The sequence below is a fragment of the Streptomyces sp. NPDC001604 genome, assembly GCF_042893475.1.
Lineage (GTDB): Bacteria > Actinomycetota > Actinomycetes > Streptomycetales > Streptomycetaceae > Streptomyces.
In genome coordinates, this window is sequence record NZ_JBIAUY010000003.1 from 705722 (window position 1) to 727042 (window position 21321).

General features: G+C 70.3%; 18 protein-coding genes. 7 read left to right on the forward strand and 11 right to left on the reverse strand.

The annotated features are described in order from the left end of the window. On the reverse strand, positions 1–648 hold the full coding sequence (locus tag ACFY1E_RS12635) for a (2Fe-2S)-binding protein (protein ID WP_389074673.1): 648 nt from the start codon (positions 646–648) through the stop codon (positions 1–3). Between the two features lie 74 nt (positions 649–722). Continuing rightward, entirely contained in the window at positions 723–2006 is a 1284-nt protein-coding gene (locus ACFY1E_RS12640; RefSeq protein ID WP_389074676.1) for an MFS transporter, read from the reverse strand. Positions 2007–2144: 138 nt separating this feature from the next. Here ACFY1E_RS12640 and ACFY1E_RS12645 point away from each other — a divergent pair, with 138 nt between their 5' ends. Continuing rightward, the gene (locus tag ACFY1E_RS12645) at positions 2145–3077 is read left to right on the forward strand and encodes a helix-turn-helix transcriptional regulator (protein ID WP_389074678.1); all 933 of its coding nucleotides are present in this window, start codon (positions 2145–2147) and stop codon (positions 3075–3077) included. A 51-nt stretch (positions 3078–3128) separates the two neighbouring features. Here ACFY1E_RS12645 and ACFY1E_RS12650 read toward each other — a convergent pair whose 3' ends face one another. The 6 genes from ACFY1E_RS12650 to ACFY1E_RS12675 are packed head-to-tail and all read right to left on the reverse strand — an operon-like array spanning position 3129 to position 8960. Then, complete coding sequence (locus tag ACFY1E_RS12650; RefSeq protein ID WP_389074679.1) at positions 3129–4172, reverse strand: Gfo/Idh/MocA family oxidoreductase; 1044 nt, start codon at positions 4170–4172, stop codon at positions 3129–3131. A 44-nt stretch (positions 4173–4216) separates the two neighbouring features. Further along, complete coding sequence (locus ACFY1E_RS12655) at positions 4217–4420, reverse strand: hypothetical protein (RefSeq protein ID WP_389074682.1); 204 nt, start codon at positions 4418–4420, stop codon at positions 4217–4219. Next, positions 4417–4698, reverse strand: coding sequence for a PTS transporter subunit EIIB (locus tag ACFY1E_RS12660; protein ID WP_389074684.1), 282 nt, complete (start codon positions 4696–4698; stop codon positions 4417–4419). Before ACFY1E_RS12660 ends, ACFY1E_RS12655 begins: the two co-directional genes overlap by 4 nt. Next, on the reverse strand, positions 4695–5543 hold the full coding sequence (locus tag ACFY1E_RS12665) for a PRD domain-containing protein (RefSeq protein ID WP_389074686.1): 849 nt from the start codon (positions 5541–5543) through the stop codon (positions 4695–4697). Before ACFY1E_RS12665 ends, ACFY1E_RS12660 begins: the two co-directional genes overlap by 4 nt. A 48-nt stretch (positions 5544–5591) precedes the next feature. Continuing rightward, complete coding sequence (locus ACFY1E_RS12670; protein ID WP_389074688.1) at positions 5592–7001, reverse strand: glycoside hydrolase family 1 protein; 1410 nt, start codon at positions 6999–7001, stop codon at positions 5592–5594. A gap of 30 nt (positions 7002–7031) precedes the next feature. Further along, on the reverse strand, positions 7032–8960 hold the full coding sequence (locus ACFY1E_RS12675) for a glucose PTS transporter subunit IIA (RefSeq protein WP_389074691.1): 1929 nt from the start codon (positions 8958–8960) through the stop codon (positions 7032–7034). 370 nt (positions 8961–9330) lie between these two features. Between ACFY1E_RS12675 and ACFY1E_RS12680 the strand changes: the two genes are divergently transcribed. Further along, a complete protein-coding gene (locus tag ACFY1E_RS12680) occupies positions 9331–9606 on the forward strand; it encodes an HPr family phosphocarrier protein (protein ID WP_389074693.1) in 276 nt (91 codons plus the stop codon). Positions 9607–9785: 179 nt separating this feature from the next. Here the strand turns inward: ACFY1E_RS12680 and ACFY1E_RS12685 are convergent, their stop codons facing one another. Next, positions 9786–10688, reverse strand: coding sequence for a helix-turn-helix transcriptional regulator (locus ACFY1E_RS12685; RefSeq protein WP_389074696.1), 903 nt, complete (start codon positions 10686–10688; stop codon positions 9786–9788). A gap of 212 nt (positions 10689–10900) precedes the next feature. On the opposite strand from ACFY1E_RS12685, the gene ACFY1E_RS12690 reads away from it, so the two are divergent. Then, the gene (locus tag ACFY1E_RS12690) at positions 10901–11923 is read left to right on the forward strand and encodes a zinc-dependent alcohol dehydrogenase family protein (protein ID WP_389074698.1); all 1023 of its coding nucleotides are present in this window, start codon (positions 10901–10903) and stop codon (positions 11921–11923) included. A gap of 160 nt (positions 11924–12083) precedes the next feature. Here the strand turns inward: ACFY1E_RS12690 and ACFY1E_RS12695 are convergent, their stop codons facing one another. Beyond that, the gene (locus ACFY1E_RS12695) at positions 12084–13091 is read right to left on the reverse strand and encodes a LacI family DNA-binding transcriptional regulator (protein WP_389074701.1); all 1008 of its coding nucleotides are present in this window, start codon (positions 13089–13091) and stop codon (positions 12084–12086) included. Positions 13092–13295: 204 nt separating this feature from the next. On the opposite strand from ACFY1E_RS12695, the gene ACFY1E_RS12700 reads away from it, so the two are divergent. Genes ACFY1E_RS12700 through ACFY1E_RS12715 form a run of 4 tightly spaced genes read left to right on the forward strand, consistent with a single transcriptional unit; the run spans position 13296 to position 20320 of the window. After that, complete coding sequence (locus ACFY1E_RS12700; RefSeq protein ID WP_389074703.1) at positions 13296–14615, forward strand: MFS transporter; 1320 nt, start codon at positions 13296–13298, stop codon at positions 14613–14615. Next, a complete protein-coding gene (locus ACFY1E_RS12705) occupies positions 14612–15388 on the forward strand; it encodes an alpha/beta hydrolase (RefSeq protein WP_389074705.1) in 777 nt (258 codons plus the stop codon). Before ACFY1E_RS12700 ends, ACFY1E_RS12705 begins: the two co-directional genes overlap by 4 nt. Next, positions 15385–18027 (forward strand): family 78 glycoside hydrolase catalytic domain, encoded by a 2643-nt coding sequence (locus ACFY1E_RS12710; protein WP_389074707.1) that lies wholly within the window; start codon positions 15385–15387, stop codon positions 18025–18027. Before ACFY1E_RS12705 ends, ACFY1E_RS12710 begins: the two co-directional genes overlap by 4 nt. A 28-nt stretch (positions 18028–18055) precedes the next feature. After that, positions 18056–20320, forward strand: a complete 2265-nt coding sequence (locus ACFY1E_RS12715; RefSeq protein ID WP_389074709.1) for a glycoside hydrolase family 3 C-terminal domain-containing protein — start codon at positions 18056–18058, stop codon at positions 20318–20320. Between the two features lie 70 nt (positions 20321–20390). Here the strand turns inward: ACFY1E_RS12715 and ACFY1E_RS12720 are convergent, their stop codons facing one another. Continuing rightward, positions 20391–21311 carry an alpha/beta hydrolase fold domain-containing protein gene (locus tag ACFY1E_RS12720; RefSeq protein ID WP_389074711.1) on the reverse strand — a complete coding sequence of 307 codons (921 nt, stop codon included), beginning with the start codon at positions 21309–21311 and terminating at the stop codon, positions 20391–20393. Between the last annotated feature and the right edge of the window lie 10 nt (positions 21312–21321).

Consider the following 21321-nt stretch of genomic DNA (forward strand, 5'->3'; position numbering starts at 1 on the left):
TTACTTCCGGGCGGCGGTCTGCTCGACCGCGCGCACGATCTTGACGTAGCAGCCGCAGCGGCAGATGTTGCCGCTCATCCACTCCCGTATCTCTTCCGGCGAGTTGGTGTGGCCCTCCTGGATACAGCCGACACCAGAAACGATCTGGCCCGAAGTGCAGTAGCCGCACTGGAAGGCGTCCTCGTCGATGAACGCCTGCTGCAACGGGTGCAGTTGGTCACCGTCGGCCAGACCCTCGATGGTCGTGACCTGGGCGCCCTCCAGCCGTACGGCCAGCGTCAGACAGGCATTGACGCGACGCCCGTCGACCAACACGGTGCACGCACCGCACGCACCGGCATTACAGCCCTTCTTCGACCCCGTGAGCCCGAGATGCTCGCGCAACAGGTCCAGCAGGGAGGTGCGGTTGTCGACCGTCACGGTTCGGTGGGTGCCGTTGACCGTCAGGGAGACCCTGCTGGAAGGTGACGCGCTCGCGGCGGCTGCTTCCTCCGTGTCGGTGAGGAGCGTTCCTCCGATCACGCCGCTCGCCAGGACGGCACCACCGACGGCGGTACTCGTGCCGATGAACGTGCGCCGACTGGGCGCCGAGGAGGACTCGCCTGCTCCGGTGGGGGGCGGGACGGACTCAGGGAGATCGGTTGTCATACCTCTGCCTTAGCCTCTCTGACGGATGAGCCGCGCGCAGCCGCACGGCATGGGGGGTCATCGCTGAAGGAGCTTCAGGGGTTCGTGATGCTGGCTGCGTCGGCGTCCCCGGAGCCCCGTATGACGGAGCCCGCCGGGCGGCGACGCTGGGTGTGCGCGATCGCGACCGTGGGAATCAGGGTCAACGCGGCAATTGCGGTGCCGATCGCCGCGGGGCCGGTCGCCCCCAGTGAGGAATCGAGGGTGAGCCCGGCGATCCAGGAGCCGGCGGCGGTGCCCAGGTTGAACGCCGAGACGGTCAGGGCGGAGCCCAGGGTGGGCGCCCGGCCCGCGAAGCGGACGGCCAGGGAGATCAGCACCGGGTTGGCGCCGAGTCCGAACAGACCGAGCAGGGCGACCAGCGCGACGGTGGGAACCGCGAAGCCGGACAGCAGGACGATCGCCAACAGCAGGCTCGTGGTCACCGCCGCCGCCACGATGATCGTCGTGTAGGGGCGGTGGTCGCCGAGGCGGCCTCCCAGCAGGAACCCCACCAGGGCGCCGGCCCCGAAGCCGACCAGCACAAGCGGTACCAGTCCGGCCGCGATGTGGGCCCGGTCGGTCAGCAGCGGCGAGATGTAGGAGTACGTCGACAGCACGCCACCCGTGGTGGTCGCGCAGGCTGCCAGCGCCAGCCACAGGCGGCCGGAGCGCAGGGCGGAGATCTCGGAGCGGATCGACACCGCCTGCTGGTCCGAACCGTCCTGCGGGACATGGCGCGCGATCAGCACCGTGGCGGCGGCCGCTAGAGCGGCAAGTGCCCAGAACGGTCCGCGCCAGCCCATCAGCTGCCCGGCGAAAGCACCTGCCGGCACGCCGACGACGTTGGCGAGCATGGCGCCGGAGCCCACCACGCCGAGCGCGCGGGAACTCGCGGCCGGTCCTGCGGCACGCGCGGCCACGACGTTGGCCACCGCCCAGAACGCTCCGGTCGCCATCGCCGTCAGAAACCGCGCCGCCAGCAACAGCGGGAAGCTGGAGGTCAGCGCGACGATCACATGCCCGACCGCGAACACGGCCAGAGCCAGAACGAGCGTCCACCGCCTCGGCAGTCGCAACGTCAGCATCGCCATCAGCGGGGCACCGACGACCATGCCGACCGCGAAGACGGTGATCAGCAAGCCCGCCTGGCCCACGCTCACCCGCAGGTCCCCGGCTATCTCCGGCAGCAGGCCCGCCACCACGAACTCGGTCGTGCCCATCAGGAACGTGCCCAGGGCCAGCACGTAGATGACCATCGGAAGCCGGGCGGGCGGACGCTCGCGGTCTTCGGTGCGTACGTGGCCGGGGGCGCTGAGCACCCCGCCTCGCGGGCTCATGTTTCCAACTCCCCAAAGGGTCGAGATCAAGTGGTCGGCTTCCACCAAACCGGCTTGGCCGCGCGGGAGGAAGGTCGCGTTTATAGGGGGTATAACTTCAACCTCCCTCAGCACTGGTCCGTCGCTACCGTGGAGTTCATGGACCACCCCCGACCCGCCCACCGCTCCGCCGAGCCCGCGGACAACCGAACCGACATCCGGGACTTCCTCGCCAGTCGGCGCGCCAAGCTGACCCCGGAACAGGTCGGGCTGCCCACCAGCGGCCGACGCCGGGTGCCGGGCCTGCGGCGAGAAGAGGTCGCCGTCCTCGCCGGAGTGAGCACAGAGTGGTACACACGCCTGGAGAAGGGCAACATCAGCGGCGTCTCCGAGGACGTCATCAACGCGGTCGCCCAGGCGCTGCGGCTGAACGACGACGAGCGCACCTATCTGTTCGACCTGGCCCGGGCATCCCGGCCGGTGCCCCGCCCGCCGCGCCGCCGCAAGGACGTGCAGGTCCCGCCCTCCGTCCAGTGGATGCTCGACTCCATGACGATGTCGTCGGCCCATGTGCGCAACGGCCGTATGGACGTGATCGCGAGCAACGCCCTGGCGCGGGCCGTGCACGCGCCGATGTTCGACAGCACCACCGCCGACAAGCACGGCCGCCCCAACATCGGCCGCTTCATCTTCCTCGACGAAGCCGCCCAGGACTTCTTCGTCGACTGGGACTCCGCCGCCGTCTCCACCACGGCCCTGCTGCGGGCCGAGGCAGGGCGCGACCCCTACGACCATGATCTGCGCGAACTCATCGGCGAGCTGTCCACACTCAGCCGCGAATTCCGCAGCATGTGGGCGGCACATGACGTCCGGATCCGCCACGACGGCACAAAGCGACTGGACCACCCCGACGTCGGGCGCCTGGAACTGGCCTACCGGTCCCTGGACCTGCCCATGCCGAACCGGACGGTCCACGACCTGACCTTCTACACCGCCGAGCCCGGCACCACCTCCGAAGACCGGCTCAAACTCCTCGCCAGTTGGACAGCCACCCCGCCACCGGACACAGAGGCCACCCGACACACTCGCTGACAAAGCGTGTCGCGTACCACGCCGGCCTGCCGCGACCGAGGTCCAGCCCGCTCACGAAGACACGCCGACGACGGCTCCCGTCCGGCTGCTGTGGATCGCTCTCTCGATGACGTCCAGGACGGCTGCGGCTTCGCTCAGGGTCACCGGTGGTGCGCCCTCACCGCGGATCGCGCGCTCGAGTCCTCGGTAGAAGTCCGGGTAGCCGCCGGGGAGCAGGGCGACGGGCTCCTCCTCGGTGCCGCGGGTGAGCACCGCCCGTTGGGCCGTGCCGAGCCGTGGAGTCTTCGGGTCGGTGACCTGCTGGTCGACGCCGAGCACCACGAAGGCGGCCTGAGACCCGAGCACGCGCATACGGGGTCCTGTGTCCGCCGCCGTCTTGCTCATCCACAGGTGGGACACCTCGCCTCCGAGGTGCCGCAGGGCAACGAAGACGTCATCGGGTGCTCGTACGCCAGCGCGCCGTACGTCCGACTCGGCGTACACCGACGCCACCGGGCCGAACAGCTGGAGCGCCTGATCGATCAGGTGGGTGCCCAGGTCGTACAGAAGCCCCGGCGCCTTGGCCGGATCGCCCGACTCACGCCAATTCCTGGACGGGACCGGGCTCCACCGCTCGAAGCGGGACTCGAACCGCTGGACACGACCTAGGCGGCCGGAGTCGAGCAGGGCGCGCAGCGTGAGGAAGTCCGAGTCCCAGCGCCGGTTGTGGAAGGCCGCCGCCACCAACTCCCGCTGCTCGGCTAGGCGTTCCAGCTGCCGTACCTGTGCGGCGGTCGGGGCGACCGGCTTGTCGATCACGATGTGCGCACCGGCCTGAAGGGCCATGGTCGCCTGCTCGACGTGGACGTGGTTGGGCGAGGCGACGACGACGAGGTCCAGTCCCTGGGTCGCGAGGGCGTCCTTCAGGCTGGGGAGGACGGGGACGCCCGGGTACTGCTCACGGGCGGCGGCCGCGCGGGCGGCATGACCGGTGACGACGGTGGTCAGTTCCAGCCCGGAGGTACAGGCGATGAGCGGCGCGTGGAAGGCCGCTCCTGCCATGCCGAAGCCGACCAGTCCCACGCGCACAGGCGTGCGGTGTGTCGGGTTGTCCATGTTCGTTGGTTCCGCTCCTGGGGGAGTGAAGTGGCCGCGGTTGTTCAGCGGGGTTCACCGCGTTCCTCCGGCGCCCCGGCCACCGCCTCCAAGGTCTCGACGACCCGTTGGCTCTCCGCCCCGACGTCCTCCACCGGCTGCTCGTGCGCCGGGGGCCGTGGCGGACGTCCCAGGTGCGCCGCAGGACCGGCCCCGGCTCCCGAGCTCACCAAGAGCCGGGTGAGTGCGTCAAGGACAGCGGGACTCATGTGTCGTTCCCTTCCTTTGGTACGTCGTCGCCGAGGTGTCGTGCGACCTCCGCGTGGGCGGCGGGGACGGGGAAGGTCAGGGCGAGCTGGAGCTGCCCGCCCTGGCGTACGACGACGACCACCTCGGGAAGTTCTTCGAGTGCCTCGTCGTCCGCCAGGGAGTCGTCGTGCAGGACGAACCTCAGCCGGACCAGGCAGTGGGTGAGCGTGTCGATGTTGCGGGCGCCGCCGACGAGGCGGATCACCCGCTGGGCGAAGTCGGGGCTGGGCACGGTCACGTCGCTCTGCTCCTCGCGGTGAGTCGGCTGATGTGGAGCGCGAGGTAGAGCACCTCGTCGCGGCCGAGGGTCCACCGGAATCGTTCTTCGAGGATCCGCCCGACGTGTTCGGCGCAGGCGACCTCGCGTGCGTGGCTCGCGCGCAGACTGTCGTGCAGCGAGTCGAACGTGTCGGAGGCCGTCGCGCCGCTCTCCTGGCGGCTCGCGAGGTAGCGCAGGTGGGTGACGAACCGGGAGGCGTCGAGAGAGTCGCCGTCCACCGTCACGCCGAGGAACGCGCTGGTCTCGGCGAGCACGACGGTGAACGTCTCAGTCAGCTTCACCACCTTCCCCAGGTCCGGCGCCTCGAACTGGGCGTTGACGAAGTGCAGGGCGAGCGGGATGGCCTCGATGTCCGGCAGGCGGATGCCGAGCCGGTCGGTGACCAGTTCGATGGCGCGCCGGCTGACGGCGACCTCGCGGGGGTAGAAGTGGAGCACCTCGCCCCGTAGCGGGTAGGCGATCTCCAGCCCGTCCTGCGCGCGGCGCAGGGCGAACGACAGGTGGTCGGCGAGCGGGATGACCACGTGGTCCCCGATGTGGTCGCCCAGCTCGGACCGCCCCAGGCGGACGACGTCCCCGGCCACCGCCAGGTGCTCCGCCGGGATCTCCTCCAGGAAGCGGGCGATACGCTCCGGCGGCTGGCCCGCCGTCGGCGCGAACGTGCGCTCCGCGCGCCCGGCGTCGATGTCCTGACCCGCCCGGACGCCGAAGCCCAGACCGCGCCCCATGAGCACGACCACGTCGTCGCTGTCGTGCCTCGCGGCCAGGACGACGTTGTTGTTGAAGACCTTGACTACTCTCACGCGCGGCTCCTCGGTCGCCCTTCGGCGAGCCAGCTGGCGGTGATGCCGTTACGGCACCCGCACTCCGTTGCGGGCGATGACGTCCCGGTACCAGAAGAAGCTGTCCTTCCGTACCCGGGCCAGCTCCTTGAGGTCGAACTCGTCGCGGTCGACGTAGACGAAGCCGTAGCGCTTGGACGCGCCCTGGTGTGTGGAGACCAGGTCGATGGCGGACCAGGGGCAGTAGCCCAGGACGTCGACCCCGTCTCCTGCCGCGAGCTGCAGGTGCCGGATGTGTTCGGCCAGGTAGTCGATGCGGTAGCCGTCGTGCACCGTGCCGTCGGCCTCGAGGACGTCGTACGCACCGAGCCCGTTCTCCGTGATCAGCAATGGCAGCCGGTAGCGGCCGTAGACCTCGCGGAGGGTGATGCGGAACCCCGCGGGATCGATCTCCGCCCCGAAATCGGTGGCCTTCAGGTGGGGGTTCGGTACACCCCGGTACACCCCGGCCTCACCGACGGTGAAGAGCTCGTCCCCCATGTCGTTCACGTCCTCGCTGCCGCCCGAGGGGGCCGCCACCGTGTGGGTGGCGTAGTAGTTGAGGGCGATGAAGTCCGGGCGCCCGGAGGCCAGCACGCTCTGGTCGCCTTCGGCGAAGACCGGCTGGATCCCTCGCTTGGTGAGGTAGGCCCAGGCGGTGGGGTTGTAGCGGCCGTGTACGGCGACGTCCAGGTAGAGCCAGTTGCGGATGGCGGAGAAGTCGTCGGCGGCCAGGACGTCCTCGGGGGCGCTGGACGCAGGGTAGATGGAGACGATGTTCGGCGCGGGGCCGATCTTGGCGTGGGGCAGCGTCTCGTGGCACAGGGCCATCGCCCGTGCCTGCGCAAGGAGCATGTGGTGGTTCTGCTGGTACAGGTCGCGCTTGGCCTCGATCGTGTCCTCCCCGGCGACGCCCATGGCCGAGCCGTGCAGGATCATCATGTTCTGCTCGTTGATGGTCAGCCAGTACCGGACCTTCGAGCCGTACTCCCTGAAGAGGATGCCGGCGTAGCGCGCGAACGCGTCCACGGTGGCGCGCGAGGACCAGCCGCCCTTCTCCTGGAGGGCCTGGGGCAGGTCGAAGTGGTACATGGTGACGATCGGTTCGATGCCGTGGGCGAGCAGTTCGTCGATGAGCCGGTGGTAGAAGGCGATGCCGTCCGGGTTCTCGGGGCCGTCGCCGTCCGGGACGACACGCGTCCAGGCGATCGAGAACCGGTAGGCCTTCAGGCCGAGTTCGGCGAGGAGGGCGACATCCTCGCGGTAGCGGTGGTAGTGGTCGCTGGCCACGCGGAAGTCGGTGGTTCCCTCGGGCAGGCCGGTGCGGGCGTCCTGCACCGACGGACCCTTGCCGTCGGCGTCCCAGCCACCCTCCACCTGGTAGGCCGAGGTGGAGGCGCCCCACAAGAAGCCGGGGCGCAGTGGGGGAAGGTGAGTCATGTCGTTCACTCCGTGCTCGAATGGCTGTGATCAGGGCTGGAGGGTCAGGAACGGATCACCGGTCAGCAGGTTGCCGGTTTTCGTTCCGACCTCGGCGTAGCCGGCCTTCGCCGTCACCAGGACGACGGTGACCGGGTCGTATCCGGCATCCCGTACGGCCTGCGGGTCGAACTCGACGAGCAGGTCGCCTGGGCGGACCCGGGTGCCCTCGGTGACGGCGGGGCGGAAGTGGCGGCCTTCGAGCTTGACGGTGTCGATGCCCACGTGGACGAGGACCTCCACGCCGTCGTCCGTCCGCAGCCCGTAGGCGTGTGGCATCGCGGTGATCACCGTCGCGCCGAAGGGCGCCCGGACTTCGCCCGTCGCCGGGAGCAGGCCCGCTCCCTCGCCGATCGCTCCGGAGGCGAAGACCTTGTCGGGCACGTCCGCGAGAGCGACGACTGTGCCGGAGACCGGTGCGAGTACTTCCAGGAGCTTCGTGCGTACGGCCACGGCGACGGGTGCCGAGGCGCTGCTCGGGGTCGGCTCGGGCTCCTCCACCGTGCTCAGGGTGACCGGTGCCGCGGCCGGGGAGGACAGGTTCCTCTCCTTGAACGAGACGAGGGTGAGGACGAAACCGAGGACGGCCGCCACCGCCGAACCGAGCAGGAACAGGCCGTAGTTGCCCACCCCCACGGACGAGCCGATGGTGAGACCGCTGGGAAGGACAAGGGCCGTGGGGCCGGAGTGGCTGGCGCCGATGATGCCGCCGCCGATGCCGCCCGCGATGCACGCCATCACGAACGGCCTCTTGTAGCGCAGGGTCACGCCGTACACCGCCGGCTCGGTGACACCGGCCACCAACGCCGAGATGGAGGCGGTACCGGCCACGGCCTTGATCTGCCGGTCACGCGTGCGCAGGAACACCGCGAGAGTCGCACCGCCCTGGGCGAGGACCGGCGGGAAGAACGCGCCGAAGAACAGGGACGCCCCACTGGTGGAGAGCTGCTGGAGGATGATGGGAGCGAAGCTGAAGTGCAGGCCGAAGATGATGGTGACCTGGTAGAGGGCACCCACGATGACCCCTCCGGCGATCGGCGAGAGGTCCCACAGCCAGTTGATGCCGTCCGACAGCCAGGTGCCCGCGTAGTCGGTGGCGGGACCGATGGCGAGGAGGGTCACGGGCACGACGATCGCCAGCGTGAGCAGCGGTACGCCGAGGTTGCGCAGCACATCCGGGATGACGCGCTTCAGCAGCGGTTCCAGGCGGGACTGCGCGTAGACGGCAACGACGGTGGGAATCACCGCGAACAGGTAGGTGATCATGACGACGGGCACGCCGAGGAAGGTGACGTGGCCGCCGCCGTCGTAGAAGGCCTTGAGGGTTTCCGTGGTGCCCTTGGGCCCGGCCACGACTCCGATGGTGCTGGTGTAGATGAGCGCCCCCGCGATGGCGAGGGACGTCATCTGGTCGGCCTTGAAGCGCCGGGCGGCAGTGACGGCCAGCAGAATCGGCATGAACTGGAAGACCGCGTCCCCAGCCGCGAAGAGGATCGCGTACGTGGTCGAACCGCCGAACGACGGAGAGATCTTGACGCCGACCGCCAGCAGCGCCTTCAGCAGTCCTGCGCCCGCGAGCACCCAGATCAGCGGCGTGAAGATGCTGGTGATCAGTTCGGCCATGCGTGCGCCGAAGCCCGCGGGCCCGGGGTGTGCGCCGTCGGCGTCCGCGGCGGGCCGGGCGACGTGCTGGAGTTCGGCGTACACGTCCTTGACGCGGTTGCCGATGACCACCTGGAACTGGCCGCCGCTCTCCACCACGGCGATCACTCCGGGAACGGTCTCCACCGCGGCCTTGTCCGCCTTCGAGCGGTCGACCAGGTGGAACCGCAGCCTGGTCGCGCAGCTCTCGACGGATCTGATGTTGGACTCGCCGCCGACGCCCCGAAGGACGTCATTCGCTACTTGCTGGTATTGCATGGCCGACTCCTCGTCGAGCTGCCGGAATGGCGGTACCGGCGCCCTGCGCGGGCACAAAAAAACCCGGATTCCGGCCCGCGCCCGAAAAGGCTGCACGGCCGGAACCCGGGTTTTGCCTCGGTGGCGTGAACCATCGAGTAACAATCCCGAAATCCGCAGGACACTCGGTCCTTGGCCGGGGACTGTAGCCCCGCATCCCGGCGTTGTCCATACTTCCGGCCACGCAGGTAGCTGGGTTATGCTCCGGCTGCGGGATTGTCACTGACACGATCAGGCAAGACCCGGAACCCCACCCGGACGGGCGGCGGCTCCGGGTCTTTTTTGTATACGTGTCGGCGTCCCGTCCAACGGACTCATGGAAGGACCACACATGCCTGAACGCCGTGTCACGATCGGATCCCCGTCCGGCCTGCACGCCCGCCCGGCCTCCCTGTTCGTCCAGGCGGCGGCGAAGAGCGGCGCGAGCGCGACCCTCACCAAGGGGGACGTGACCGTGGACGCGGCCAGCATCCTGGGCGTGATGCGCCTCGGAGCCGGCCAGGGAGACGAGGTACTGCTGCGCACCGAGGGACCCGAGGCCGACCAGGCGCTGCGGGAGCTGAGTGAGCTCCTGGAAAGCGATCTGGACGCCATATCGGCTCAGTGACCGGACGCCATATCGGCTCAGTGGTCTGTCGTCCGGGAGAAAATTGACGGCCGCGGGAGCGGTGCCCCGCTCCGGGATCAGCAGAGTTGGTAGATCCCGGAGCGGGTTTCGGGAAGTGCCGAAGCAGCCTTTTGCGATCCTGACGCCGGACCCGGCAAACAGTTTTCCCTTTTCGGCGATCACTTCGGCGGAGCGGCTGGAGGCCGTAGAGAAGGGGCGGTTGCGGTTTGCTGAGTGGCGGCCCAGGAAGTGAGCAGGTGCAGGGCTTCCTGGGAAGGTGAGCCGGGTTCGGCGGTGTAGATGATGAGGCTGAGGCCGGGTTCGGCGGCCATGACCAGGGACTCCCAGGAGAGGGTGAGGTCGCCGACGACGGGGTGGTGGAAGCGTTTGGAGCCGGTGCCGTGGTGGGTCACGTTGTGGGTGCTCCAGCGGGTGCGGAATCCGTCGCTGCGGGTGGATAGCTCTCCGATGAGGTCGTGCAGGTCCTTGTCGTGCGGGTTGCTGCCGGCCTCGGTACGCAGCAGGTCCACGGTCATGCCGGCGGCGCGGTCCCAGTCCGGGTAGAAGCGGCGGGCCGCGGGTTCGAGGAACTGGTAGCGGGCCAGGTTCGGCGGCTGCGCGCCGCCGTCGTAGAGGTCGCTGAAGAAGGCGCGGGCGAGCTGGTTGGCGGCCAGCACGTCCAGGCGGCCGTTGACGACGAACGCCGGCCCGGCGGTGACGGCGTCCAGGGTCCACTGCAGGCTCTTGTGCAGGGTCCGCTGCCTGTCGGAGCGCCGCCGGGGACGGGCGAGGGTGTCGGAGCCCGCCTGAGCCTGCGCCAGATGGAGCAGGTGAGCCCGTTCGGCGTCATCCAGCTGGAGGGCGCGGGCTACGGCTTCGAGCACGGCCGGTGAGACACCGGCGAGGTTGCCGCGTTCCAGCTTGGCGTAGTACTCGACGCTGACGTCGGCCAGCGCCGCGACCTCGCTCCTGCGCAGACCGGTGACACGACGCCGGGTGCCGGCCGGCAGCCCCGCCTGCTCCGGGGTGATCTTGGCTCGCCGCGAGGTCAGGAACTCGCGGACTTCATCACGGTTGTCCACGACACGACGGTACGGCCGAGTCCGCCGGGTTGGGGTGTACTGCCAGTACACCCCTCATCAGTAACTCGCTGCACGGGCGGGATGGGGCTTACATGGATGACGTGGTGTTCTTCGCCCTGCCCTCACCGGTGGTGCGTGGAGGTGCTCCCCCAGGCAGTTCTGCCCGGTACACGCACAGCAAGCAGAAGCAAGGAAAGCTAGGAGATTCAGGTATGCGCGGCGTCATCATGCACAAGGCCGGCGACGTCCGGGTCGAGGACCGTGACGACCCGAAGATCATCGAGCCCACCGACGCGATCGTGAAGCTGTCGGCGACCTGCATCTGCGGGTCGGACCTGTGGCCGTACCGCGGCGTCGAGCCCGCCGACCACACGCTCATGGGGCATGAGTACGTGGGTGTGGTCGAGGAGGTCGGCTCCGACGTGAGGACCGTCAAGCCCGGGGACTTCGTCGTCGGATCGTTCGTCATCTCCGACAACACCTGCGAGATCTGTCAGGCCGGCTTCCAGTCCAAGTGCGTGCACGCCGAGTTCGTCCACGCCGGGATCGGCACCCAGGCCGAGAAGGCCCGTATCCCGCATGCCGACGGCACCCTGGTCGCCACCCCCGGACAGCCCGATCCGGAGCTGATCCCCGACCTCCTCGCCGCCTCCGACGTGCTCGGCACCGGCTGGTACGCGGCCGTCGCCGCCGAGGCCGGCCCCGGCAAGACCGTCGCGGTGGTGGGCGACGGCGCCGTCGGCCTGATGGCCGTCCTGGCCGCCAAGCAGCTCGGCGCCGAGCGGATCATCGCCATGTCCCGCCACCCCGAGCGGCAGAAGCTGGCCCGCCACTACGGCGCGACCGACATCGTCGAGGAGCGCGGCGACGAGGGCGTCGCGAAGATCAAGGAACTCACCGGAGGCCTCGGCGCGCACTCGGTCGTCGAGGCGGTCGGCACCCAGGAATCGTTCATGCAGGCCGTCGGCGCCACCCGCGGCGGCGGGCACCTGGGCTACGTGGGCGTGAACTACGACGTGTCCATCCCCGGCATCGAGCTGTTCTTCGCCGGCATCCACACCCTCGGCGGCCCCGCCCCCGTGCGCCGCTTCCTGCCCGAGCTGATCCAGCTCATCTGGGACCGCAAGATCGACCCCGGCAAGGTCTTCGACCTCACCCTGCCCCTCGACCAGGCCCCCGAGGGCTACAAGGCGATGGACGAGCGACGCGCCACCAAGGTGCTCCTCACCCTCTGACGCGCATGCCCGTACGCAACCCCGCCCCGCCCCGTGTCGCTGCCACGGGGCGGGGCGGCCTGTTCGGTGGTCGCCGGAGAGGGTTCTCACACATCCCTCGAGGGAGGATCCGGCGACAGACGTCCAGAGACGCACCCCGCGCACATGGCGGACGCGCCCGTCAGGCGGACTCGCGGACCTGGACCTGAAGCCGGTCCGAGATGGGGTCGGTGGGGACGTCCCTGCCGTGCAGTGTGTCGACGACACGACGGGCCACAGCCCGAGCGATGGCGTCGGTGTCCCGGACGACCGTGGTCAGCGGCGGCTGCGCAAGAGCCGCGCCGGGGACGTCGTCGACTCCGATCACGGCAAGGTCGTGCGGGGCGCGCCGCCCGAGGGACCGCAGGGCTACCAGCACGGCCATGGCGATGTCGTCGTTGAACGCGCAGATGCCCGTCACCGGCGGGTCGGCGGCGAGCCACGCCTTCACCGCTGCCCCGGCACCGTCCGGCTCCAGCGGCACGGTGCGGACATCCGGCTCCGGCACGCCGAGTTCTGCGCAGACCTCGCGGACCCCGTCCAGTCGCGGCCGGGCCAGGACATCGAGTCCCGCCAGGTCGGGGTAGGCGTAGCCGAGGCGCTGGTGCCGGCCGGCGAGGTGGCGGGCCTGTGCAGCACCGATCGGCTCCTCGGACACCAGGGGCGGCCGAAGCTTCCCCTGTACCGCGCCGTGGACCGCCATGACCACCTCGATTCCCGCCGTGCGCATGGCGTCGGCCTCGGACTCGGGGAACTCGTCCAGGGCGAGCACCGCCGCGGGCGTCAGGGCCTTCCAGATCTCCCGCAGGGGCCGGGCGGGGGGCGCCGACGAATGCACCAGGAAGGTGAGTTCGTGTTCGGCGAAGGCGCTGGTCAGCTGCTGGATGAAGCGTCCGAGGACATGCTCGATCGGCCAGTTCGGCAGGAGGCCGAGCACGATGGACGAGCGTCCCGTCCGCAGGGTGCGTGCCGCGGCCGAGGGCGCGTAGCCGAGCTTGGCGGCCGCCTCCCACACCCGACGGCGCGTCGCCTCGGAGATGGTCTGGCGCGGGTCGTCATTGAGGACGTAGCTCACGGTCGCACGCGAGACACCCGCTTCCCGCGCGACGTCCCCGCTGGTCACCCTCCTGCCGTTGGAGCTCCCAGCCATGCACCCCACCCTCCGAGACACCTCTTGCCAAAGCCCAAGGCTGCGGTTAGCTTACCCGTACAGCTTACCTACACGTTTAAGTAGCCCGAGTAAGCAACCTCGCGGCAAGACTCTGAGCCCCCGGCCGGCGCCTCGTGCAACAGGTCCCCCGCCCCATCTCAGGCGCCCCGCCGTCCCCTCCCCGGTACTCGACGAAGAGGACCCATGCCTGATCCGAAAACCACCCTGAGCGGTTCCTGGAAGACCGCGATCCTCGCCGGCATGGCCTCCTACCTCGACGCCGCGGCTCTGGTGACGTCGGGAATCGCGATCGGCGGCTATTACGCGGCCCCGCTCCAGCTCAGCACCGGGGCCATCGGCTCGCTGTTGGGGCTGCAGACGTTGGCGTTCGCGGTCGGCGCGCTGTTCGGGGGCCGGCTGGGCGACCGTTTCGGCCGCCGGACGGTCTTCACCTACTCGCTCGTCCTCTATGCGATCGGGGCCCTGCTGCTCCTCGTAGCGGCGAGCCCCTCTCTGTTGTACAGCGGCGTCATGGCCACGGGTCTGGCCATCGGTGCGGACCTGCCGGTGTCGCTCGCGCTCGCCAACGAGGAGGCGCCGCCGGACAAGAAGGGCACCATGGTGGTCTTCTCCGGAATGCTCTGGCTCGCCGGTATCGTCTCCGTGCTGGTGCTGAGCTCCTTCATGGGAGTGCAGGGCGTGCTCGGCGGCCGGGTCCTCTTCGGCCACCTGCTGGTCGTGGCGGCCGTCGTGCTTCTCCTGCGCCTCACTCTCAGGGAGTCGGCGGAATGGACGGCAGCGCGTCGGGCCTCCGAAGCGCGCGCGGCCACGGGCGCGGAGAGCATCGAGTTCACCCGTGCCCGGGACCTCTTCCGGGCACCGACCGTCTACGCCCTGCTCGCGACCGGGCTGTACTACGCCACCTGGAACCTCGGCGCGAACACGCTCGGCCAGTTCGGCACATTCCTGTGGACCGCTCTGGCCAAGGGCGAGGTCGCGCAGTTCTCGCAGCTGACCCTTCTCGGACTGCCGGTCGGCTTCGTCGCGGGCCTGGTCTTCATGCGGGTGGTCGACCGGCCGGCCAGGCATGTCTGGTTCGCCGCCGGCTCGGCCCTGATCGTCCTCGCCTGGGCCCTGCCCGCGCTGCTCGGCCCCACCAGGTTCGCCCTGGTCGCCGTCATGCTCATCTCCGGGCTCGGCAACGCCTTCGCCGGCGAGTCCGTCTACAAGGTCTGGTCCCAGGAACTGTTCCCCACCCTGCTGCGGGCCACCGCCGGCGGTATGACGATGGCCTTCGCCCGGGCGCTCGCGGGCCTGGCCGCACTGGGCACTCCCGCCTTCGCCGTGGGCCACACCCGGCTGTTCTTCGGCCTGCTCTTCGGCTGCGTGCTGGTGGCGGCGCTCATCGGCCTGGTCTGGATTCCGCGACTGCCCAAGGCCTCCCCTCTCGAACAGCCCCAGGCACATGCAGCGTCGAGCGACGCCACCACTGCCCCTGCGATGACCCGAAAGGTCTCCCTGTGATCCGCCCTCACGACTTCCAGCACGACGGCCTGACGCTGCGTGCCACCCTGCACATCCCCGAGGGGCCGAGCGAAACCCGCCACCCGACCGTGGTGTTCGTCCACGGCTTCACCTCCAACCGGCTCGAGCTGCCGAACTTCGTCGCCATGTCCCGGCTGCTGGAGGCCCACGGAATCGCCTCGGTCCGCTTCGACCTCTCCGGGCACGGCGAGAGCGACGGCGACTTCTTCGACGTCACCGTCACCGGCGAGATCGCCGAGACCCGCGCGATCCTCCGTAGCGTCAGGACCCTCGACTTCGTCGACCCGGACCGCATCGGCCTGGTCGGTATGAGCATGGGCGGCGTGGTCGCCGGCATCGCAGCCGCCGAGGAGCCCGGCACAGGCGCACTGTGCCTGTGGTCCCCGGCCGCCGTTGCCCCTTTCGAGGTCGGCAGCGGTTACCTCAAGGGCCGCGAAGTCGCGCCGGAGATCGCGGAGCACGGCTACTTCGACGCCGACGGGCACCGGGTGAGCCCCGCTTTCGTCAAGGACCTCGCCGGTCTCGACGTCTACGGTCGGTCGGGCGCGTACGCGGGCCCGGTCCACATCCTGCACGGCGACAAGGACCACATCGCTCCCCTCGCATACGTACGCCGCTACCTGGACCACTACGACGGCAACGCGCACCTGGAGATCGTCGAGGGCGCGGACCATGCCTGGGGAACCGTGCCGCACCGCACCGCGCTGCATCAGTCCACGCTGCGATTCCTCCGGAGGCACCTCCAGCGATGAAACCACCGAGCATCGAGGCACCCCACGCGACCGACACCACTACGTCGGTCATCGGCCTGCACACCTCGGACGACTCCGGTCTCGTGGCCACCTCGCACCGAGAACCCCGCCTGTCCTGGTCGCTGGCGAGCGACCGGCCGAACGTCCTGCAGCACGCCTACGAGATCCAGGTGTCATCCGACCCGTCCTTCGGTGACCCCGCATCCAGCGGCCGGATCGAGTCCGACCTGGTGACCGACCACCCCTGGCCTGCCCCTCCCCTGCGCAGTCGCGAGGTCCGCTTCTGGCGCGCTCGTGTCCGCACCGACCTCGGCTGGACCGAGTGGAGCGGTGCCGCCCGGGTGGAGGCGGCGCTGCTCGACGAGACGGACTGGACGGCCCGCCCCGTCCATGTCCACAGTGACCCGGGCCGCTCCTCCCCCGGCCCGGTGCCGTTGCTCCGCCGGGAGTTCGACCTCCCGGCGGAGCCGGTATCCGCCCGCCTCCACGTGACCGCCCTGGGCGTCCACCGCACCACGGTCAACGGCCGGCCGGTCTCCGACGAACTGCTGGAACCGGGCTGGACCAGCTACCCGAACCGGCTGCTCTACGCCACCTACGACGTCACCGACCTGCTCGCCCCCGGCCGCAACGCCCTCACCGCCGCGGTCGGCGACGGCTGGTACCGCGGCCACCTCACCTGGCACAAGAACCGCAACGTCTACGGCGACACGACGGCACTGCTCGCCCAGCTCGAGGTCACCCTCGCCGACGGCACCACCGTCACCGTCGCCACCGACGACCACTGGCGGGGCGGCTACGGCGACCTGCTGGAGGCGGACCTGTACGACGGCTGCGAGCGCGACCTGCGCCGCGAACCCGACGGCTGGCGACTGCCCGGCTTCGACGACGGCAGCTGGGAACGGGCCGCCGCGCTCCCCCTGCCCACCGGGCTGACCCAGCGGGCCCACCCACCCGTACGTGTCGTCCAGGTCATCCGGCCGGAGCGACGAGCCCTGCCCGACGGCACCATCGCCGTGGACGCGGGCGAGAACAACACCGGCTGGCTCAGGATCCGTGCCGACGGCCCGCCGGGAGGCACGGTGACCGTCCGGCACGCCGAGGTCCTCGACGGCGACGGCCGTCTGCTGACCAGCATCCTGCGCGGCGCCCGCGCCACCGACCGGTACACCTTGGCAGGCGGCAGTGTCGAGCTGGAGCCCGAGTTCACCTTCCACGGCTTCCGGTACGCCGAGATCGACGCCTCCCCCGGGGTCACCGTCGAGGCGGTCGACGTCCTCGTCGTGGCCAGCGACCTGCGCCGCATCGGCGACTTCCGCTGCTCCGACGAACGAGTCAACACCCTGTACGCCAACGTCGTACGGTCCCAGCGCGGCAACTTCCTCGCCGTGCCCACGGACTGTCCACAACGCGACGAACGCCTCGGCTGGACCGGGGACATCATGGCCTTCGCCCCGACGGCGTGCGCCACGTTCGACAGCGGCGCCTTCCTGGACAGCTGGCTCACCGACCTGCGCATCGAGCAGCGGGACGACGGCGCGGTCCCGTTGGTGATCCCCGACGTGGACCTCGGAGAACTGCCCCCGACCGAGCTGCCGAAGGCCGGCGGCTCCGCGGGCTGGGGTGACGCCGCGACCGTCGTACCCACCGCCCTGTACGAGGCCTACGGGCGGCAGAGCCGACTGGCCCGTCACTACGCGGCGATGCGCGCGTGGGTCGAGTTCACCGTCGACCACCTGGACGAGGACGGCACCTGGAGCGGCAACGCCCAACTCGGTGACTGGCTCGACCCGGCCGCCCCTCCGGAGGACCCGGCGCGGGCCACCACCGACTCCGGTTATGTCGCCACCGCCTTTGTCGCGCACAGCGCCCGTCTTCTCGCCGACGCGGCCCGGGAACTGGGCCATGGCGACGACGCCGAACGGTACGCGGCCCTGCACCGGCGTACCGCCGAGGCCGCCTGGCGGAAATGGGGCGACCACGCCCGCAGCACCCAGACCGGCTGCGCGCTCGCCCTCGAGTTCGGCATCGCACCCGCCGCCGGGCGCGCCGCGGTGGGCGAGGCCCTCGCCGCCCTGGTACGCGCCCGCGACGGGCGTATCGCCACCGGCTTCCTGGGCACACCGTTCGTCCTGCCCGCCCTCACCGGCACCGGCCATGTGGCCGAGGCCTACCAACTCCTGCTCAACACCGAATGCCCGGGCTGGCTCTACCAGGTCGAGCGCGGCGCCACCACCATGTGGGAGCGGTGGGACGCCATCCGTCCCGACGGCACCATCGACGTCGAGAACGCCGGCATGATGCTGTCCTTCAACCACTACGCCTACGGCGCGGTCGCCGCCTGGCTCTACCGTTCCGTCGCCGGGCTACGGCCTACTGCCCCCGGCTACCGCACCCTCGAGATCGCGCCCCACCCGGGCGGCGCGCTCACCTCCGCCGAAGCCTCCGTCGATACGCCGTACGGCACGGCGTCCGTCGCCTGGGCGATCAGCGACAGCACCCTCACGGTGGACGCCGTACTGCCGCCCGGCACGACAGGACGGTTCCTCCCGCCCGAGGGCTGGCACTCCGCACAGGCCGCCGGCCGACTGGGGTCCGGAAGCCACCACCTGGTCCTGCACCCCCGCTCCAGTCCCTGAACCACCCTCTCTCCCAAGGACTTCGCACATGGCGACCAGCCACCATCACGGCGCAGCCGAGCTGAGCCTCGACGAGAAGACCGCACTGCTCTCAGGCCGGGACATGTGGACGACCAAGCCCGCCGAACGGGCGGGAGTTCCCGCACTCGTGCTGAGCGACGGACCGCACGGCGTCCGGCGCCAACGGATGGACTCCGGCCTCGGCCTCTACGACAGCCATCCGGCGACCTGTTTCCCGCCCGCGGTCGCACTGGCCTCCAGCTGGGACGCCGAACTGGTCGGCCGGGTCGGAGAGGCACTCGGCCACGAGGCCCGGGCACTCGGCGTGGACATCCTCTTGGGCCCCGGAGTCAACATCAAGCGCTCACCGCTGTGCGGCCGCAACTTCGAGTACCTCTCCGAGGACCCCTTGCTCAGCGGCGTCCTGGGTGCGGCACATGTGGCCGGAGTGCAGAGTCGGGGCGTCGGCTCCTCGGTCAAGCACTTCGCCGCCAACAACCAGGAGACCGACCGGATGCGGGTCAGCGCCGACGTCGACGAGCGCACCCTGCGCGAGATCTACCTCCCGGCATTCGAGCGGATCGTGGTACAGGCTCGCCCGGCGACCGTCATGTGCGCCTACAACAAGGTCAACGGCACCTACGCCGCCGAGAACCAGTGGCTGCTCACCCAGGTGCTCCGCGAGGAATGGGGCTTCGACGGCCTGGTCGTCTCCGACTGGGGTGCCGTCAACGATCGCGTCGCCGCTCTTCTCGCCGGCACCGACCTCGAAATGCCCGGTACTCACCGCCGCACCGATGTCGAGGTCGCCGACGCGGTCCGCTCCGGCGAGCTGGACGAGACCGTCGTCGACACCGCCCTGGATCGGCTGCGCGGTCTGGCCGAGCGAGTCCGAGCGAAGGCCGACTACGACACGGTGGACTTCGACGCGCACCACCGGCTGGCACGCGAGGGAGCCGCCGACTGCCTGGTGCTGCTGAAGAACCAGGACCGGACCCTGCCCCTCTCCGCCACCGGCCGCATCGCCGTCATCGGCGAGTTCGCCACGGCCCCGCGCTACCAGGGCGGCGGCAGCTCCCACGTCAACGCCACCCGCGTCGACAGCCCGCTGGAGGAGCTGCGCGCCCTGCTGCCGCAGGCCCGGGTCGACTTCGCGCAGGGCTATGACACCAAGGGGCAAGCAGACCCCGGACACCTCCGCGAGGAGGCCGTCGCAGTCGCCGGCCGAGTGGACACCGTCGTCCTGGTGGTCGGCCTGCGTGAGGCCGACGAGTCCGAAGGGTTTGATCGGGTGCATCTCCAACTCCCCACCGATCAAGTGAAGTTGATCCGATCCGTTGCTCAGGTGGCCAGGCGTACTGTCGTCGTGCTTCTCAACGGTGGCGTGGTGAGCCTGGCGGGCTGGCACGACGACGTGGACGCGGTGGTGGAAGCGTGGCTGCCCGGCCAGGCGGGCGGCGGCGCGATCGCCGATGTACTGACCGGCCGGGTCAACCCCTCAGGGCGCCTCGCCGAGACCATCCCGCTCCGGCTGGGCGACACCCCCGCCTTCCTCAACTTCCCCGGCGAACAGGGCCACGTCCGCTACGGCGAGGGCGTCATGGTCGGCTACCGCTACTACGAGACCGCCGACGTCGCCGTCCGCTACCCCTTCGGCCACGGCCTGAGCTACACCTCCTTCGAGCAGAGCGGCTTCCGGGTCACGCCCACCGGCCCGGACACCGCCACGGTCAGCGTCATTGTCACCAACACCGGCGAGCGCTCGGGAAAGCACGTGGTGCAGATCTACGTCACCGCCCCCAAGCGCCCCGTCAGCAGCCCGGCCCGGGAGCTGCGCGGTTTCACCAAGGTGGCGCTCGCCCCGGGTGAGAGCACCACGGTCGAGATCGACCTCGACCGCCGCGCCTTCGCCTACTGGGACATCACCCGCGGCGACTGGACCGTCGCCGCCGGGCGGTACCGGGTGCAGCTCGCCGACAACGCACACGACGTCGTCGCCACCGCCACCCTCGACCTGGCGGGCGACCACCTGTCGCGGCCGCTCACCCTCGACTCCACCGTCAGCGAGTGGTTCGGCCACCCGACCGTCGGCCCTGCCCTGAGGGCGGCGATGACGTCCGGAACGACCGAGGAGCCGACCGGCGACACCGAGGGCGACGCCGACGCGCTGGTCCTGCTGTCGTCCATGGCGATGCGCCAGTTCGCCGGGTTCCTGCCCCGGCCGATGCCGGACGGGGTGCTGGAACGGCTGATGAGGATGAGCGAGGCGGACCTGGAGCCCGCCGCGACCTGATCCCGGCGCCGGGCCGGTCACCGGCCCCACCTGCGGCGGCCCGCTGTGCCCTGACACACAGCGGGCCGCTCTATCGCAGCGCGGCGGCGAAGAAGTCGAGTGAGCGGTCGACCTCGGCGAGAGCGGGCGTCCGGTTGAGGTGGCCGTGCGGCATCCCGGCGGACAGGTAGGTCGTGACCGTGACGTCGGACGCGGTCAGCTGCCGGTTCAGGAGCTCGGCGGACGGCCGTAGGTCGTCGTACTCGGAGACCAGCAGGTGAACGGGCGGCAGGCCGTGCAGGGGAGCCGCGCCGGGCAGGGCGTCGCGCGGCAGATCGGTGACGCGGCCCACGTAGTTGTGCACCATGAACTCGATGTCGGTCGCGGAGAAGCGCATCGTCGGAGGCAGAGCCGTCATCTCGGTGGCCGTGGCACCGTCCAGGGCCGGCACGGGAAAGTGCGCGAACGGGTAGGCGAGCAGGAGGAGATCAGCCGGTCGCAGTGCCTCCTCGCGGTCCCGCAGGGCCGTGGACAGCGCCAGCGCCGCGCCCGCGCTCGCCCCGCCGAGGGCCACCCGTCCGGCGTCGGCGGCCGGACCCGTCCTGAGCCACCGCCACGCGGCGCACACGTCGTCCAACGGAACCGGGTAGCGGACGCCGTCCGTCGCCAGCCGGTAGTCGACGCAGACCACCAACGCCCCGGCCCGCGCCGCCAGTTCGGACGCGACGACGTGCGCCTCCGGCATGTCGAGGTCGCCGCCGAGGAAACCACCGCCGTGCACCCACAGCATGGCCGAGGTCGCGGCTCGTCGAGGCGTGTACGTCCGTAGCGGAACCGGGCCGTGGGGGCCGGCGATCTCACGGTTGTCGATCGCGATGTCGGGCTGTGTCCACTCCGTCGGGTCCTGCGCGAACTCGACGAACCGCGCCAGAGCGTCCGGGTCGGCGAGATCGGCGAACGTCATTCCGGCGAGGAGGTGCAGCCTCTCCGCGAGATAGGGGTCGAGGGGCATGGCGGCCGCT